Annotated in this window: 13 protein-coding genes; 2 read left to right on the top strand and 11 right to left on the bottom strand. The window is 58.8% G+C overall.

Features of this window, described 5'->3' with window-relative positions; translation table 11 throughout:
• The first annotated feature begins 92 nt into the window (after positions 1-92).
• Positions 93-437, top strand: coding sequence for a nitrous oxide-stimulated promoter family protein (locus G7090_RS18525; RefSeq protein ID WP_207630127.1), 345 nt, complete (start codon positions 93-95; stop codon positions 435-437).
• Between the two features lie 4 nt (positions 438-441).
• Here G7090_RS18525 and G7090_RS18520 read toward each other — a convergent pair whose 3' ends face one another.
• The 6 genes from G7090_RS18520 to ascF form a co-directional block, all read right to left on the bottom strand.
• Positions 442-1674: an MFS transporter gene (locus G7090_RS18520; protein WP_166183726.1), complete on the bottom strand. Its 1233-nt coding sequence runs from the start codon at positions 1672-1674 to the stop codon at positions 442-444.
• Positions 1675-1686: 12 nt separating this feature from the next.
• The gene (locus G7090_RS18515; RefSeq protein WP_106994489.1) at positions 1687-2448 is read right to left on the bottom strand and encodes an ABC transporter ATP-binding protein; all 762 of its coding nucleotides are present in this window, start codon (positions 2446-2448) and stop codon (positions 1687-1689) included.
• Entirely contained in the window at positions 2448-3485 is a 1038-nt protein-coding gene (locus tag G7090_RS18510) for an iron ABC transporter permease (protein WP_166183723.1), read from the bottom strand. The genes G7090_RS18515 and G7090_RS18510 overlap by 1 nt, the downstream gene beginning before the upstream one ends.
• Positions 3485-4483, bottom strand: coding sequence for an ABC transporter substrate-binding protein (locus G7090_RS18505; protein ID WP_166183721.1), 999 nt, complete (start codon positions 4481-4483; stop codon positions 3485-3487). The genes G7090_RS18510 and G7090_RS18505 overlap by 1 nt, the downstream gene beginning before the upstream one ends.
• A 194-nt stretch (positions 4484-4677) precedes the next feature.
• Positions 4678-6102 carry a 6-phospho-beta-glucosidase gene (locus tag G7090_RS18500; protein WP_166183719.1) on the bottom strand — a complete coding sequence of 475 codons (1425 nt, stop codon included), beginning with the start codon at positions 6100-6102 and terminating at the stop codon, positions 4678-4680.
• A gap of 18 nt (positions 6103-6120) precedes the next feature.
• Complete coding sequence (ascF, locus tag G7090_RS18495) at positions 6121-7572, bottom strand: PTS cellobiose/arbutin/salicin transporter subunit IIBC (protein ID WP_166183717.1); 1452 nt, start codon at positions 7570-7572, stop codon at positions 6121-6123.
• A gap of 244 nt (positions 7573-7816) precedes the next feature.
• Here ascF and G7090_RS18490 point away from each other — a divergent pair, with 244 nt between their 5' ends.
• Positions 7817-8830, top strand: coding sequence for a LacI family DNA-binding transcriptional regulator (locus G7090_RS18490; RefSeq protein WP_166183715.1), 1014 nt, complete (start codon positions 7817-7819; stop codon positions 8828-8830).
• Here G7090_RS18490 and G7090_RS18485 read toward each other — a convergent pair whose 3' ends face one another.
• The 5 genes from G7090_RS18485 to norV form a co-directional block, all read right to left on the bottom strand.
• Complete coding sequence (locus G7090_RS18485; RefSeq protein ID WP_166183713.1) at positions 8831-10483, bottom strand: SgrR family transcriptional regulator; 1653 nt, start codon at positions 10481-10483, stop codon at positions 8831-8833.
• A 501-nt stretch (positions 10484-10984) separates the two neighbouring features.
• A complete protein-coding gene (gene nagE, locus G7090_RS18480) occupies positions 10985-12475 on the bottom strand; it encodes an N-acetylglucosamine-specific PTS transporter subunit IIBC (protein ID WP_166183711.1) in 1491 nt (496 codons plus the stop codon).
• Positions 12476-12687: 212 nt separating this feature from the next.
• Positions 12688-12846, bottom strand: a complete 159-nt coding sequence (locus tag G7090_RS18475) for a hypothetical protein (protein WP_166183709.1) — start codon at positions 12844-12846, stop codon at positions 12688-12690.
• Between the two features lie 192 nt (positions 12847-13038).
• Complete coding sequence (norW, locus tag G7090_RS18470) at positions 13039-14172, bottom strand: NADH:flavorubredoxin reductase NorW (RefSeq protein ID WP_166183707.1); 1134 nt, start codon at positions 14170-14172, stop codon at positions 13039-13041.
• Complete coding sequence (gene norV, locus G7090_RS18465; RefSeq protein WP_166183705.1) at positions 14169-15617, bottom strand: anaerobic nitric oxide reductase flavorubredoxin; 1449 nt, start codon at positions 15615-15617, stop codon at positions 14169-14171. The genes norW and norV overlap by 4 nt, the downstream gene beginning before the upstream one ends.
• Positions 15618-15771 lie beyond the last annotated feature (154 nt).

Genomic DNA, 15771 nt, shown 5'->3' with positions numbered 1-15771 from the left:
CTTCAGGAAACGAAATGTAAAATATGAAATCGGGCTGAACATCCGGCCTGAAAAGGGTATTATTGATGCAACTTATCAGTGGGTATCAGGCCATGTCAGGAAAAAGGATCGCGCGCGAAAAAGAGACCATCCGCAAGATGATCGCGCTGTATGAAAAGCAGTGTCCCGAGGCATCAAAAGCCGCGGGGCACTATCCGGCGCTGAATGCGTACGCCGACAAGCGGCTGGATAAATGCGTGTTTGGCGAGGAGAAACCGGCCTGCAAGCAGTGTCCGGTTCACTGCTATCAGCCAGCTAAACGGGAAGAGATGAAGCAGGTGATGCGTTGGGCAGGACCGCGCATGCTGTGGCGTCATCCGATTCTGACGATCCGCCATCTGATCGACGATCGCCGCCCGGTCCCGGAGTTGCCGGAAAAGTACCGCCCGAAAAAGTAACCCGTCAGGCGCGCGGCCTGCGCATCGGGCGGCAGATAACCACCATGGCGAAGGCGCTGCATAGCGGAAACACAGCCAGCACCAGCCAGGGATACATTGCCGCGACGGAGGGCCTCAGCGCCTGGTCGAGCAGATCGCCCAGCAACAAATTCCCCGCCAGCACCGCGCAACCGCCTGCGGTGGCCAGAGCACCGTAGTGCGCGCCCAGCGTCGATTCGCTCGCAAACCAGGGCACCACATCTTTGCCCGCCGGCACCAGCAGCATCTGCCCGGTGGTCAGTAGCGTCACAAAGCAGGCCGCCGGTAGCAGACGCAGCCAGCCGGTTGCTGGCTCTGAGGGCGCAAAGAGTGCGACGCTCAGGAAGGACGCGGCAATCAGCAGAAAGCCCACCGGCAGGATCCGCACCGCGCCCACCCGACGGGCAAAGCGCGCCAGCGGCAGCTGAAAGAGGATCACCAGTCCCGAGGCCAGCATAAACAGCGGGCCGAGATCTTTTTCGCTGCCCCCGGCACGCTGGATCTCCACCGGCAGCGCCAGATAGAGCTGGTTATAGCTTAACAGCCAGCTGCTCCAGGCGATGATAAACGCCACGAACCGCGGCTGGCGAAAGGTGGTCCACCAGGGGGTGATCTGCAGCGGCTGGTTTTTTGCCGATCCGGCCGGCAGACAGAAGAACAGCACAATCAACGCCACCACAAATACCGCGGCCCCCGCCAGCGCCACCTGGCGAAAACCCATCCCGGTGAGCAGGGCACCCGCCACCGGGCCAAGCACCGCCCCCAGCTCGCCGCATACCGCAAACAGCGCGAACCACTCGGCGCGGCTGCGTTTGCCCTGCGCCTCGCTGCGGGTTCCGGCTTTTGCCAGTAAGGCTTCGATGGAAGGCGAGAAGAGCGCCCCGCCGATCCCGGTGAGGCACGCCCCGGCGATGATGACGGGCAGGCTGTAGCCAAAGGCCAGCAGCAGATAGCCCACTACCCGCACCACGCAGCCGCAGAGAATAATAACGCGCGCGCCGTAGCGGTCGGAGAGGGCACCGCCGACGATAAACATCCCCTGCTGGGAGAAGGTTCGCAGCCCAAGCACCAGCCCGATAAGCCCACCGGAGAGCAGCATATCGTCGCGTAAAAAGATCGCCAGGAAGGGGACAACGGCATAAAAACCGATGTTGAAAACAAACTGGCTGCCCAGTAAGACGGGCGGCCAGAGCTGTGTTGCAGGGCGGAGCAGCGTCACGATAACCTCGCCTCAGACGAGGTAGTGGATGTGTTTTTTGCCGTGGTAAGGCGACAGCTCAATGCGGGTTTTCACCCGGAACACCTCCCACAGCAATTCCTCGGTGAGGATCTCCTGCGGCGTGCCGGTGGCCACAATGCGCCCTTTCTGCATCACAATCAGCGCATCGCAGAACATCGAAGCGTGGTTAAGATCGTGAATGGCGACGATGCTGGTGACCGGCAGCTGGCTGATCAACTGCATCAGCTGCATCTGATGGTGGATATCCAGGTGGTTGGTGGGTTCATCCAGCAGGATCTCGGTGGGCATCTGCGCCAGCGCGCGGGCGATATGTACCCGCTGGCGTTCCCCGCCGGAGAGGCTCTGCCAGCCCTGATCGCTGTTATGCAGCATATCCACCGTCTTCAGCGCCGAATTGACGGTCTCGTCATCCTGCGCCGTCCAGCCGGAGAACGGGGAGTGGTGCGGAATACGCCCCAGCTTCACCACGTCCCGCACGCGCATGTTGGCGTCGGTCATGCCGTGCTGTTCCACGAAGGCCACCCGACGGGCGAGCTGCTTTTTCGGGATCCCATGGATGCTGGCGCCATCCAGCGCGACGGTGCCGCTATGCGGGCGACGTAAACCGGCGAGGATCCGCAGCAGGGACGATTTGCCGGAGCCGTTTGGCCCCAGCAGGCCGACGGTCTGCCCCCGGGATACCGCCAGAGAGACATTGTCGACGATGACCTTTTTACCCACCTTCCAGGTGATATTTTCAGCAGTGATGCTCATCACTTATTCCTTGAACGATAGATAATCATGGCAAAGAACGGGACGCCCACCAGCGCGGTCACCACGCCAACCGGCAGGCTTTGCGGAGCGATCAGCAGCCGTGAGGCGATATCCGCCAGCACCATCAGGATCGCCCCGGCCAGCGCGCTGGCGATGAGCAGCGTGCGGTGCAGGGGGCCGAAGAAGAAGCGCATCATGTGTGGCACCACCAGGCCGACAAAGCCGATGGAGCCCGCCATGCTGACGATGGTCGCGGTCATTAAGGCGGTGACGATAAACAGGATCAGGCGCACCCAGGGCACGGCGATGCCCAGCGAGGCGGCGGCATCGTCGCCAAAGGTGAAGGCGTCCAGCGCGCGGGCGTAATAGAGGCAGATCGCCAGCCCCACCAGCATTACCACCAGCACCAGCTGGAACTCCGGCCATCTCACGCCGCTAAAGCTGCCCAGCAGCCAGAACATCACGTCGCGCGCCTGCTGGGCGCTGGCCGAGGTGCTGACGGTCCAGGCGGTGATGGCGTTAAACAGCTGCGAGGCGGCAACCCCGGCGAGAATGGTGCATTCACTGCCGCCGCGTGCGCCGTTGGTCAGCAGGGCCACAAAGGCAAAGGCGGCAAAGGCTCCGGCAAAGGCCCCGGCGGAGAGGGTGACGGTGCCGCTGCCAATGCCCAGCACCACCACGGCGACCGCGCCGGTTGATGCCCCGGCAGAGACGCCCAGCACGTAGGGTTCGGCAAGGGCGTTTTTCAGCAGGCTTTGCAGCACCGCGCCGCAAATCGCCAGCCCCGCACCGCAGCAGGCCGCCACCAGCGCCCGGCTCAGGCGGAAGTCCCAGATCACGCTCTCGTAGATGCGGTTGAGCGGAACCTCGGTTAAGCCGATTTTATTGGTGATAGCGTAGAACACGCTCTGCAGGGGGATCGACAGCTCCCCCACGCTGACGCCGATGGCGATCACCAGCAGCAACGCCACTATCGCCATAAAACCCGACGCCGGCAGCAGCCAGTTATGTCGGGTCTGTTGAACCACTGCTGACATTAATTCAGTCCCATCTTTCTGAGCTGTTCACCAACCTGCTCCGCGCCATAGATGGTGCGGATAGTCGGGTTCATCGCCTGGCCGTCCATGATCACAATGTGACCTTTTTTAACGGCGTCGAGCTGGCTGACGGCCGGATCGCTTTTCAGGAATTTGATTTTTTCCTGAGCATCGTCCAGCGCCCAGCGATTACGATCGAGGCTGGAGACCACGATCACGTCCGGGTTGGCGGCAATAATGCTCTCCCAGCCCACGGTCGGCCATTCGGTTTCGGAGGTGATGGCGTTGTGGCCGCCCAGCACGTTGGCGATAAAGCCGGAGGCGCTGTTTTTCCCGCCAACGTAGGCGTCAGAAGAGGGGGAAGAGCTGGAGAACCAGAAGACGAACGACAGGTCTTTTTTGTTTTTACTGAATTCGCTACGCAGGTCGGCTTCGCGCTTTTTGAAATCGGCAATCAGCGCCTGACCGCGATCTTCGACGTTAAAGATTTTGGCGAAATCTTCGATCTCTTTATACAGGAAGGTCATGTCCCACAGCTTCTGGCGGCTGCCGTACATATCGCCAATATCTTTTTTGGTGGCGCACATGCCCGGCGACATATAGCTGTTTACGCCTACGGTGGCCAGATCTTCGCGTTTGGCGACTTTACTCTCTGGCCCTAATAGCAACGGCAGCTGCGCCGGAACGAAGTCCGGGTTTTGCGCCAGAATGGATTCCAGGGTTGGGATCTCGACGGTCAGCGTTTTGACTTTTTTGTTCTGTTCAGCCAGCTGGGGCAGCACTTTGGTCGGCCAGAAGGCGCTGGCGGCCACCTTATCTTCAAGGCCCAACAGCAGCAGAATTTCAACGGTGTTTTGTCCCAGCGCCACGACGCGCTCCGGCGCTTTGGTGAAGGTTTCTTTATATCCGCAATTCTCAATCGTCAGAGGATAGGTGGTCGCAAAAGCCGAGCCTGCTGTTGCGATCAGCAATCCTAATGCGCTGATGACCTTTTTCATGGAACGCTATCCTTCATTAATGTAGTGATGCCAGATCGTGCGTCTGGCTGAGAATGAATATCATTTATTTCGGCGGAGTTTTATACAATGATATATTCATGGTGTCAATGAACGATAATAACGGCATGAAACTATTGGGTTTGTGAGGACGTTTGTAGGCCGGGCAAGCGCAGCGCCGCCCGGCGAAGGGGAGGTTAATCTAAATCAGCGCCGTTGCTGGCGATCACTTTCTTGTACCACCAGAACGATTTCTTGCGTTTGCGATCGAGGGTGCCGTTTCCGGCGTCATCGCGATCGACATAGATAAAGCCGTAGCGCTTGCTCATCTCGCCGGTAGAGGCGGCCACCAGATCGATACAGCCCCAGCTGGTATAGCCGATCAGCGGGATGCCGTCTTCAATGGCATCGCCCATGGCGCGGATATGCTCCCGCAGATAGCTGATGCGGTAGTCGTCATTGATTTCACCGTTAGCATCAATCTCATCTTTCGCCCCGAGACCGTTCTCCACCAGGAACAGCGGTTTCTGGTAGCGGTCGTACATCATGTTCATGGTGATGCGCAGACCCAGCGGGTCGATGCCCCAGCCCCATTCGCTCACCTCAATGTGCGGGTTGCGCAGGGACTTGACGATGTTGGCCGCGCTGGTGTTTCCCGCATTCATATCCGCCGAGGCGCAGCGCGAGGCGTAATAGCTGAACGACACAAAATCGACGGTGTTCTTCAGCAGCGCGTCATCGCCGGGATCTTTGACAATTACCACCCCTTTCTCGCGGAACACGCGGGCCGACCAGGTCGGGTAGCTGCCCCGGGCCTGCACGTCGATAAAGAACAGGTTCTCCCGGTCTTTCTCCAGCGCCATCCACACGTCTTCCGGTTTGCAGGAATACGGGTAAAAATTGCCGCCCGCCAGCATGCAGCCGACCTGGTTTTGCGGATTCACCTCGTGGGCAATTTTGGTCGCCAGCGCGCTCGCCACCAGCTCGTGGTGCGCTGCCTGGTACTTGACCTGATCTTCGTTTTCGCCTTCCTCAAACACCAGCCCGGCCCCGGAGAACGGGCTGTGCAGCATGATGTTGATCTCGTTGAAGGTCAGCCAGTACTTCACCAGCCCGTTAAACTCCTCGAAGCAGGTGCGTGCATAGCGGGCAAAGAAGTCGACCATCTTGCGGTTGCGCCAGGAGCCGTACTCGGTCACCAGATGCATCGGCACGTCGAAGTGGCACAGGGTCACCAGCGGCTCGATGTTGTACTTTTTGCACTCCTCGAACACCGCCCGGTAAAACGCTATTCCTTCCTGATTCGGCAGCGGCTCGTCGCCATTCGGGTAGAGACGGCTCCAGGCAATCGAGGTACGGAATACCGTGAAGCCCATCTCAGCCATTAAGGCGATATCTTCTTTATAGCGATGGTAAAAATCGATCGCGTCGTGGCTGGGATAGAACTCGTCATCACGCAGCGAAAAGCGTTTTTCCTTGCCGACTTTTACCGCCAGGCGATTAGCGCCATGGGGGATCATATCGACGGTGGTCAGGCCCTTGCCGCCTTCGCGGTATGCGCCTTCGCTCTGGTTAGCGGCCAGTGCGCCGCCCCATAAAAATCCTTGTGGAAAAACTGACATTGTTACCTCGCTATACATTTATGCTTGTGCTGCTTTGGCCTGAACCGGTGCGGTTTGCAGGGCGCGCGCTTTCTCCGCGTCCTCTTCTACCGGGATATCTTCAAAGCCCAGAATCAGGGTCAGCACGAAAGAGAGCACCACGGCCAGGGCCATCACCCCGAAGACCCAGACGATAGACATCGGGTTAGCCGGGTCGAAGAACTGGACGCTGGTAAACAGGCCTGGCGCCGCCATTGAGTGGCTGGCCAGTCCGGCAATCCCGGCAACCGCGCCGCAGATAAAGCCGCTGATCAGGCTCGCAATCAGCGGGCGTTTCAGGCGAACCGCCACGCCATACAGCGCCGGTTCAGAGATCCCCGCCATGATGGCAGAGGCTGCGGCGGCCAGCGCCGTCTGGCGCAGTTCCGGGTTTTTGGTTTTCCACGCCACCGCCAGCGACGAACCACCCAGCGACAGGTTGGCACCGATTTCGGACGGCATCACCATCCCCTCTTTGCCGGTTTCGGCGATGGTCTGAATGATAGTTGGAGTAAAGACGCGGTGCATCCCGGTCATCACCAGCAGCGGCCACAGCGCGCCCATAATGGCCACGGACAACCAGCCCAGATAGCCGTGAATGGTGTACACCAGTGAAGAGATGCCGCTACCGATCCAGATCCCCAGCGGCCCAATCAGGACGATGGCGAGCGGGGCGGCAATCAGCACGATCAGCATTGGCTTAAGGAAGTTTTTGGTCACGGCCGGGGTGATTCTGTCCACCCAGCGTTCGATATATGACAGGCACCAGGTCATCACCAGCGCCGGGATCACCGTGTAGGTGTATTTCACCGCCGTCACCGGAACGAAGGCGAACTCAACGTGCTCGCCCTGCGCCGCTTTGGCCATCAGCTCGATAAAGCTCGGGTGTACCAGCACGCCGGCAATGGCAATCGCCAGCGACATGTTGGTCTTGAACTTCACCGCGGCAGAGGCGGCCACCATCAGCGGCAGGAAGAAGAACGCCCCGTCGCCGATCACCGTCAGAATGGTCAGCGTCGGCTCGCCTTTGGTCAGCACGCCGGTCATCTCCAGGATCATTGCCAGCAGCTTGACCATCGATCCGCCGATGATCGCCGGGATCAGCGGAGACATGGTGCCGATCAGCGCGTCGAGGATCCCCGCGCCGATGCGTTTCAGGGTCAGCTTTTGCGGCCCCTGGGGTGCAGCAGGCTGCATATCGGCAGGCAGCAGATTGACTACCTCGCGGTACGCCTGAGAAACGGTATTGCCGATGATCACCTGGCACTGGTTGTCGTTGCGCACTACCCCCAGCACGCCGCTGATGCTTTTCAGCGTGGCGCTGTCGATCAGGCTCTCGTCTTTCGCCACAAAGCGCAGTCGGGTCATGCAGTGGGTGACGGCGACGATGTTGTCTTTGCCGCCGAGCGCGCTGACAACAGCGTTCGCCAGCGCAGCATAATTTTTGGCCATCGGGTTATATCCTGTTTTATCAGTAAGGTACGTCTTCACCGTGGGTAACGATGAAACTTATATAGGAAACCGGTTCCACAAAATCATGAAGAGTTTCTCTGAATCAAACAAGATCGCATTTTGACCATTTTTTAGATCCGTGATGAGGATCACCTAAGGGAGCGAAAAGCGTGATCGTCCTGCTGCGACATTTTCCACGCGGTACAGTACACTGCCGCTCATCAGATGCAGATGGAACAGATTGATGACCACGATGCTGGAAGTGGCGAAGCGGGCAGGGGTCTCGAAGGCGACGGTTTCCCGGGTGCTTTCGGGCAATGGCTACGTGAGCCAGGAGACAAAAGACAGGGTCTTTCAGGCGATTGAAGAGAGCGGTTACCGGCCCAATTTACTGGCGCGCAACCTGGCGACCAAACGCACGCAAACCCTCGGACTGGTGGTGACCAACACCCTCTATCACGGGGTCTATTTCAGCGAGCTGCTGTTCCACGCTGCCAGAATGACCGAGGAGAGAGGCCGACAGCTGATCCTCGCCGATGGCAAGCACAGCGCCGATGAAGAGCGGGAGGCGATTCAGTATCTGCTCGATATGCGCTGCGACGCGATCATCATCTACCCGCGTTTTCTCAGCGTCGATGAGATGGACGAGATCATCCAGAAGCACGAGCAGCCGGTGATGGTGCTTAACCGTCGGCTGCGCAAAAACAGCAGCCACTGCGTCTGGTCGGATCATAAAGCCTCCAGCCAGGCGGCGGTATCAACCCTCATCGAACAGGGCCATCGCGATATCGCCTTTATCACCGGATCGCTGGATTCCCCCACCGGGATTGAACGTCTTTCCGGCTATAAAGATGCCCTGGCCCAGCACCAGATCCCGCTGCGCGACTCGCTGATTGTCGAGGGTAAATGGAACCCGGCCAGCGGGGCGGCAGGGGTGACGACGCTGCTGGCGCGGGGCGAGCATTTTACCGCGCTGGTGGCGAGCAACGACGACATGGCGATCGGCGCCATTAAGCAGCTTCACGACAGCGGCATCGCCGCGCCGGGGGCGGTTTCGGTAGTTGGTTTCGATGACATTGCGATGGCGCCCTACGTGGTGCCCGCGCTCTCCAGCGTGCGCGTGCCGGTGACCGAGATGGTGAAAGAGACCATCAGCCGCCTGATCTTTATGCTCGACGGCGGGGAGTTCACCTTCCAGCAGACCTTCGCCGGAGAGCTGATCCTGCGCGATTCGGTGATCCCCGGCCCGCACCGCTAATCATAATTCGGCGGCCGGGGGCAGCCAGGCGCGGGTAAAATCGAGCCAGCCCCCCGCGGTCAGGACCATATCCTGCACGTTTTCCAGGGCGTTGATCCGGTAGCGATAGTGGAACAGCGGCGTGCAGCGCCCCTCCGCCAGCAGACGCTGGAAAAAGGGCGTCAGATGGGCGTGAAAATGCGCTTCGCTGTCGCTGTTTTGCATCAGCTGCTGTTTTGCCGCCTCCCAGCCCGCCTCGCCCAACGCCGTGGCCCAGGCGGGTTCATAGATAAACCACTCCGCCAGCGCAAACTCCGCCATGCCGGTCGCCAGATGATCCCCCAGCAGCAGATCGGCATCCGCCAGCGTATCGGGGGCATACCAGCCATCACGATCTTTCCACTCGATATGCAGCTCACAGCTGTGCGGCTGCAGCTCGAGCCGCAGAATTTCAGCCAGCTCGCGCAGCTCGGGGGTGTTGTAGCACACCAGTTTCAGCCGGGGCGGCAGGTCGCTGTCAGCGGGGGCGGGCAGGGCGGGCACCCGCAGGCCGGGAAGGATTTCGGTATGGATCTGCAGATCCTCCCGCCGACCAAAGCACTGCTGGTTGAGCGTCAGAACGGTCTGGCGCAGGTACGCGGCCAGCGCTTCGGGCAATTTTGCATTGACCATCAGCCACGCAAACCCGCCGCTGGTGGAGGTCACCGCTTCCTGGGGGGCGCTGCCTTTCCCGACCGTAATCCATGCCGGTTTATCAGCGACCGTGCCGGTGCGCCAGAACTCAATGGCATGCAGCAGCGGATGGGTTGCAAAGTACCAGGGCTGGCGCTCGAGGCGCAAAAAATGCGAGTGATGGCGGGCAATAGCGAACGGCCCGGCGCCGACCTCCGGTTGCCGGGGATGGGGCAGGCGACAGACCGGATGGGCAAGACGATGGGCCAGCAGGGCATCCGGGGCATGCAGATACACCGCCAGGCACCAGGGGGCGGCGAGGGTCACCGCGTCGATATGCAACAGCCCGCTGTTACGGGCCGGATCGCTCAGCAGCTGCTGCACTGCACTCAGAATGTCGTCATCGCTCAGCGGCTGGCCGTTATGCCAGTGTGCCCCGCTGCGCAGGTAAAAATGCCAGCGCAGTCCGTCGTCAGAGCAGGCCCAGTGGTGCGCCAGATCCGCCACCGGCTGTGCCTGGCCCGGTTCATAACGGGTTAACCCGGCATGGACCGCGCAGATAATGTGCTGTTCGGCGCGTCGACGATGCAGCGCCGGGTGCAGAGAGGTGAGCGGGCGATACCAGGGAATGCGCAGCGTCGGCTGGTGCTTGAGCCATTTCCCGCCGAGAAACGGGGTGATGATGTGATGCAGGCTGGCGGGGTCGCCGTCCGCCAGTTGCAGGGCGCTCTGATAATCCCCCTTCTCCAGACAGGCATGCATCAGCGGGGCGCTGAGTTCGCTGGTGGTCACCAGGCAGTGCAGGGTGGCACGATGCCCGCGCCCCGGCTGTGCCTTCCAGCTTAACCAGCCGCTTTCCGCCAGCTGGCGTAACAGCGTCCGGGCGTGGCGTTCGCTGCACAGCGCCACTTCGGCCACTTCAGCGAGAGTGGTCAGTTTTGGCGTAAAGCCGTAATGCACGGAGAGCCGCTGATACTGGCGGATTTTCTGAAGCTGACGCATAGAGTTACCGGGGAAGAGTCGCAATGGTCAGAGTGTAGGCGGTTTTACGGAAGAAATAAGGGAGAGATGTAGCAACTGTTCCGGTTTTGCCGGGAGTAAGACTCCCTCTCCCTTGAGGGAGAGGGCTGGGGTGAGGGGGAACATGCGACTCAGGTGGTGGTTCCGTTCACCTCATGTTCCTTGCTTCTCTGATACACCTGAACCGGTGAACGTGCCAGGGTGGCTCAATCGCCACCACCCTGGCTACCCGGGCTCCCGGCAAGAAAATCGCCGCTTCGCGGTTCCCTCAGCTTATTCCTTCCGGCTTTCGGGTCGGGCACCAGCCTGCATCCCTGCAGGCTATGCCCTCTCGGCGCGTCCCTGCGCCTCGCCCCGGCCTTCCGGAAACGCTTCGGCGATTTTCAGCCGGACCAGGGAGCCGCTGTAAGTGAATAATTATAAAGTAATTATCCTATTGCTTTAAGAGCAAAGAAATTACTGGGGCTCCCCCGGCCCAGAAGATTATGCGTTAAGCCGCGCTCTGATTTTTAACGCGATGCTCTCCGCCTGTGGCCCCAGAATCACCTGCGCATTCTGCGTGCCCATCTTGAGAATGCCTTTGGCACCGAGCGCTTTCAGTGCCGGTTCGTCGAGGACGCTGTTATCTACCAGGGTTAAGCGCAGGCGGGTGATGCAGGCGTCCACCAGCTTCAGGTTCTGCTCCCCGCCCAGCGCAGCGATGTAGTGCGTGATGGCTTCATTCTGATCGTCCGACTCGCCCGTTACGCTCTCGTCATCTTCCCGCCCCGGCGTTTTCAGCTTGAAGAAGCGGATTGCGAAACTGAAGACCACAAAATAGATCACAAAGAACAGGGCAATCAGCGGGATCAGGATCCAGGGTTTGGTGGCTAATCCCCAGTTCAGCACGAAGTCGATCAGACCCGCCGAGAAACCAAACCCGTGCAATACCCCAAGGCTGTTGGCGATGACCATGCTCACGCCAGCCAGTACCGCATGCAGGGCATACAGGGCAGGGGCCAGGAACAGGAAGGAGAATTCAATCGGCTCGGTGATCCCGGTAAGGAACGCGGTCAGGGCCACGGAGAGCAGCATCCCGCCCACCGCCGCGCGACGCGCTTTTGGTGCGGCAAAGTACATGGCCAGCGCCGCACCCGGCAGGCCGCCCATAAAGATTGGGTATGCCCACGCCATGTAGACGCCTGCATGCGGGTCGCCGGCGAAGAAGCGGTTGAGATCGCCGCGGGTCAGATCGGTAGCAATCTGGGTAATGCTGGAACCGTCAATGCCCGGTACCGCGCCGCCCACCACCAGGCCTTTCACCACATCCGGCGCGAGGCAGATATTGTGAATGCTGCTGGCCGCATCGTAGGTCACTTTCAGGCAGTCACCGAGGCTGAACCAGAATACCGAGTGCAGAATGTAGTGCAGGCCGAAGGGGATCAGCGCGCGGTTGAGGATGCCGTAAATAAACCAGCCGGGCTCGCCGCTGCGGGAAACCAGCAGGCTGAAGGTATCAATCCCGTGCTGCACCGATGGCCAGACGTAGCCGCAGATCCACGCCAGCAGCAGGCAGATCAGCCCGGTCATGATCGGCACCAGCCGCTTACCGGCAAAGAACGCCAGGAAGTCGGGCAGTTTCGTCTCCGAGAAGCGGTTGTAACAGTGACCCGCCACCACGCCCGCGATGATCCCGGCGAAGAAGGACATGTTAATGGAGGAGTTAATGACCGCCGTGGCTTTGGTCAGCACCAGGAAACCGACAGCGCCCGCCAGCGCGGCGGCACCAGCGTTGTCTTTCGCCAGTCCAATAGCAATGCCGAGCGCAAACAGCAGGGGCAGGCTGTCAAAAATGCCGCCACCTGCACTGGCGATAAAGGGAATATTCAGCACGTCGGGCTGGCCCAGACGTAATAAAATCGCGGCAACAGGTAAGGTCGCGATAGGCAACATCAGCGCCTTGCCCAGGCGTTGCAAATAGCTAAATGCGTTCATAATATCCACATCCAAAAAAGGGGCTTGATTCACGGCGAAAAATAACAGCTTTTCGCTAGGGTTAAAATGGCGGGAAGTAAAAATGTGATGTGCTTTAAATTAATATATCGCTGACACCTTTGGTTTATTTATATTTAAATAAACAAGGATATGTTCGATGAATACTTCCGCTTTTGGGCAATAAAAAAACGGCAATTGTGCCGTCTTTTTTATTAATGCTTTTTGTCGCTGACAGGCAGCATCAGATCTTTAAGGCGCTGGGTTCGCGCCTCCGGGCTGAGGTAAAGCCAGCGGAATAATATGCGTTCGACAGGCTGTACTTTTTTAAAATAGTCAGCAAGGTCGTTAATTTCTTTCCTGAAGGTCGCCATGTTTATCTCCGGCTAATCAATACCCTCTCAGATTAAAAAGAAATCAGGGAATAAAACAGGGTGATGTTTTTCGGCTGTTCCGCATTTTATTATTTATCTTTTTAGTTGCGTAATTAAAAAAGCCCCGGGGCACCGGGGCTGCGAAAGGCAAAATCGGACAAGCATATAACGAGTAGAGCAAGCGTTTGAGGGTTAAACAGGTAGTGATTTCAGCAGGGCAAAGGCCTCCTTCATCCGATCTTCACTGACCACGAAGGCGCGTAAATTGCCCTCGCTGTCGGCACCTTTCGCCACCATCCCCTGAGGTTCGATGGCGATCTGCCAGTTCAAATCCTGGCGCTGGGTTTCACCTGCCAGATGCAGCGGCAGTTCCGGCGTTTTGACCTTCACCAGCATTGCAGGCAGTTTCAGCGGGGTGTTGGCCCCGAGCAGGTTCTTCGCCAGATACATGGCGCTTAACTGGATTGGCTGCAAGAACGGCAGTACCTGACCGTTGATTTCGGCGCAGTCGCCGAGGGCATAGATATCCGGCTGCGTGGTTTGCAGATAGCTATCGACTTTTACCCCGCGGTTGGTTTCTGCCCCGGCACGCTGGGCCAGCGCGATTTCCGGACGCAGGCCGGTGGCGGCAATGACTACATCCACGTCAATGCAGCGGTCCCGATCCAGCAGGGCGCAGATCCCGGTATCGGTTTTAGTCAGGCTTTGCAGCTGCGATTTCAGCTGCAGATGCACGCCCATATCGGTCAGCCGGTGCTGTAAGCGACTGCTCACTTCGGCTGGCATCAGCGCCGACAGAATGCTGGCGGAATGATCAACCAGGGTGACCGCTTTCCCGGCCCGGCAAAAATCCATCGCCAGTTCGCTGCCGATAAGCCCCGCGCCGACAATCATCACCCGCTGCGCGTCACGCAGCGAGGATTCACAGGCCCGGTACTCCGTCTGGCTGTTGAGGGTCAGCATCAGTTCGCGGCCCGGAACCGGCGGCACAAAAGCCGCGGCTCCGGTGGCCAGAACCAGTTTGTCATATGACCACTGGGTCTCTTTCCCTTTTACCACGTGCGCCGCCGCATCAATGTCGGCGACCCAGGTGTAAGGGAACAGGCGCAGGTTAAACTGTTCGGCAAACTCCCCCGCCGTCTGGCGGGTGAGGTCGTCGGCATGCTGACTCTGGCTGATAACGTGGCTTAAGTCAGGCTTGTTGTACTCGTCCATGCTGTCCGCGGCGATCAGCGTCAGCGGGACGTTCGCATCCTGTTTACGGATATTTTTCACCAGCTGGCGGGCGGCGAAGCCCGAGCCGATAATCACAATACCGTGGCTCATTTTGCCTCCGATGCCAGTTCGTCAAAGACGTCTTTACCGAGGGAACATTCCGGGCAGAGGAAGTTATCCGGCACGTCGCTCCACGGTGTGCCAGGGGCGACATCCTGCAGCGGTTCGCCGAGGGCTGGATCGTAGATCCACTGGCAGACGCTGCACTGCATGCAAGGGCCGAGGTCGGCGGCCGCCGCGGCGGCACAGGCGCAGGCTTCCTGTTCGGGTGTGGCTTTAGCGGTCGCTTCTGGCAGCGGAGCGAGCGCCCACTGACGTGCAATGTCGCGGCCGTGCTGACGGCAGATTTCCAGCGCATCCAGATCCGGACGCCATTTCGCCTTCAGGCTCATCGACATTTCAAAGCCCGCATCCTGCAGTCGGGTAGAGAGACGGTCAACCGCGCCGCCGCTCCAGCCGTGGGAGCCGAAGGCGCTGGCGCGTTTGTTGCGGAAGCGCAGGCCGGTCATCTCTTCCACCAGGCCGGCAATTTTCGGCATCATCACGTTGTTCATGGTGGAGGTCCCCACCAGCACCCCTTTGGAGCGGAAGACGTTGGTCAGAATGTCGTTCTTGTCGCTGCGCGCCACGTTAAAGATTTTCACCGCCACGTTCGGATCCACTTCGTTGATGCCCTGGGCAATCGCGTCGGCCATCATGCGGGTGTTGTTGGACATGGTGTCGTAGAAAATGGTGATGCGGTCTTCCTGATAGTCTGCCGCCCATTTCAGGTACTGCTCGACGATCTGGGTTGGGTTCTCACGCCATACCACGCCGTGGGAGGTGGCAATCATATCCACCGGCAGATTGAAGCCGAGGATTTCAGTAATTTTTGGCGTCACCAGACGGCTGAACGGGGTCAGGATGTTGGCGTAGTAGCGCTGGCATTGTTCGTAAAGCTCGGCCTGATCCACTTCGTCGTTGAACAGACGTTCGTCGCAGTAGTGCTGGCCGAAGGCGTCGTTACTGAACAGCACGGCGTCGCCGGTCATGTAGGTCATCATGCTGTCCGGCCAGTGCAGCATCGGGGTTTCAACGAAGATCAGCTGTTTGCCGTTACCGATGTCCAGCGCGTCACCGGTTTTCACCACGTTGAAATTCCACTCCGGATGGTGATGGTGACCATTGATGGAGTCGATGGCGTTGTTGGTGCAGTAGATCGGGGTGTCCGGGATGCAGGACATCAGCTCGGTCAGGGCACCGGCGTGATCTTCTTCAGCATGGTTAATGATGATGTAGTCGATATCGGCCAGGTCAATTTCACTGCGCAGGTTTTGCACGAACTCACGGCTGAATTTATGATCGACGGTGTCGATCAGGACGTTTTTTTCTTCCCGGATGAGATAGCTGTTGTAGCTGCTGCCGCGCAGCGTTTTGTACTCCGTCCCGTGAAAATCACGTACTTCCCAGTCACGTTGACCAACCCAATGAATATTGTTTTTAACCAGAATAGACATAGCAACCTCAACTTAATACAGCGAAATTAAACGAAAGATGTAATGGTAATTGCAGGTTGCGTGCCAACTTTTTAAGTTATTAATTTTAAAATAAATTAAAAATAATAACCCCTCATGGGTAGTCAATTTGACTGTCATTGATATAGTCAATATG

Origin of the sequence: Leclercia sp. 29361 (genome assembly GCF_011290365.1) — a bacterium.
In the GTDB taxonomy this organism is placed as follows: domain Bacteria; phylum Pseudomonadota; class Gammaproteobacteria; order Enterobacterales; family Enterobacteriaceae; genus Enterobacter; species Enterobacter tamurae.
Note: the sequence above shows the minus strand (reverse complement) of the source record. Positions and strands in the feature narration are given on the sequence as shown.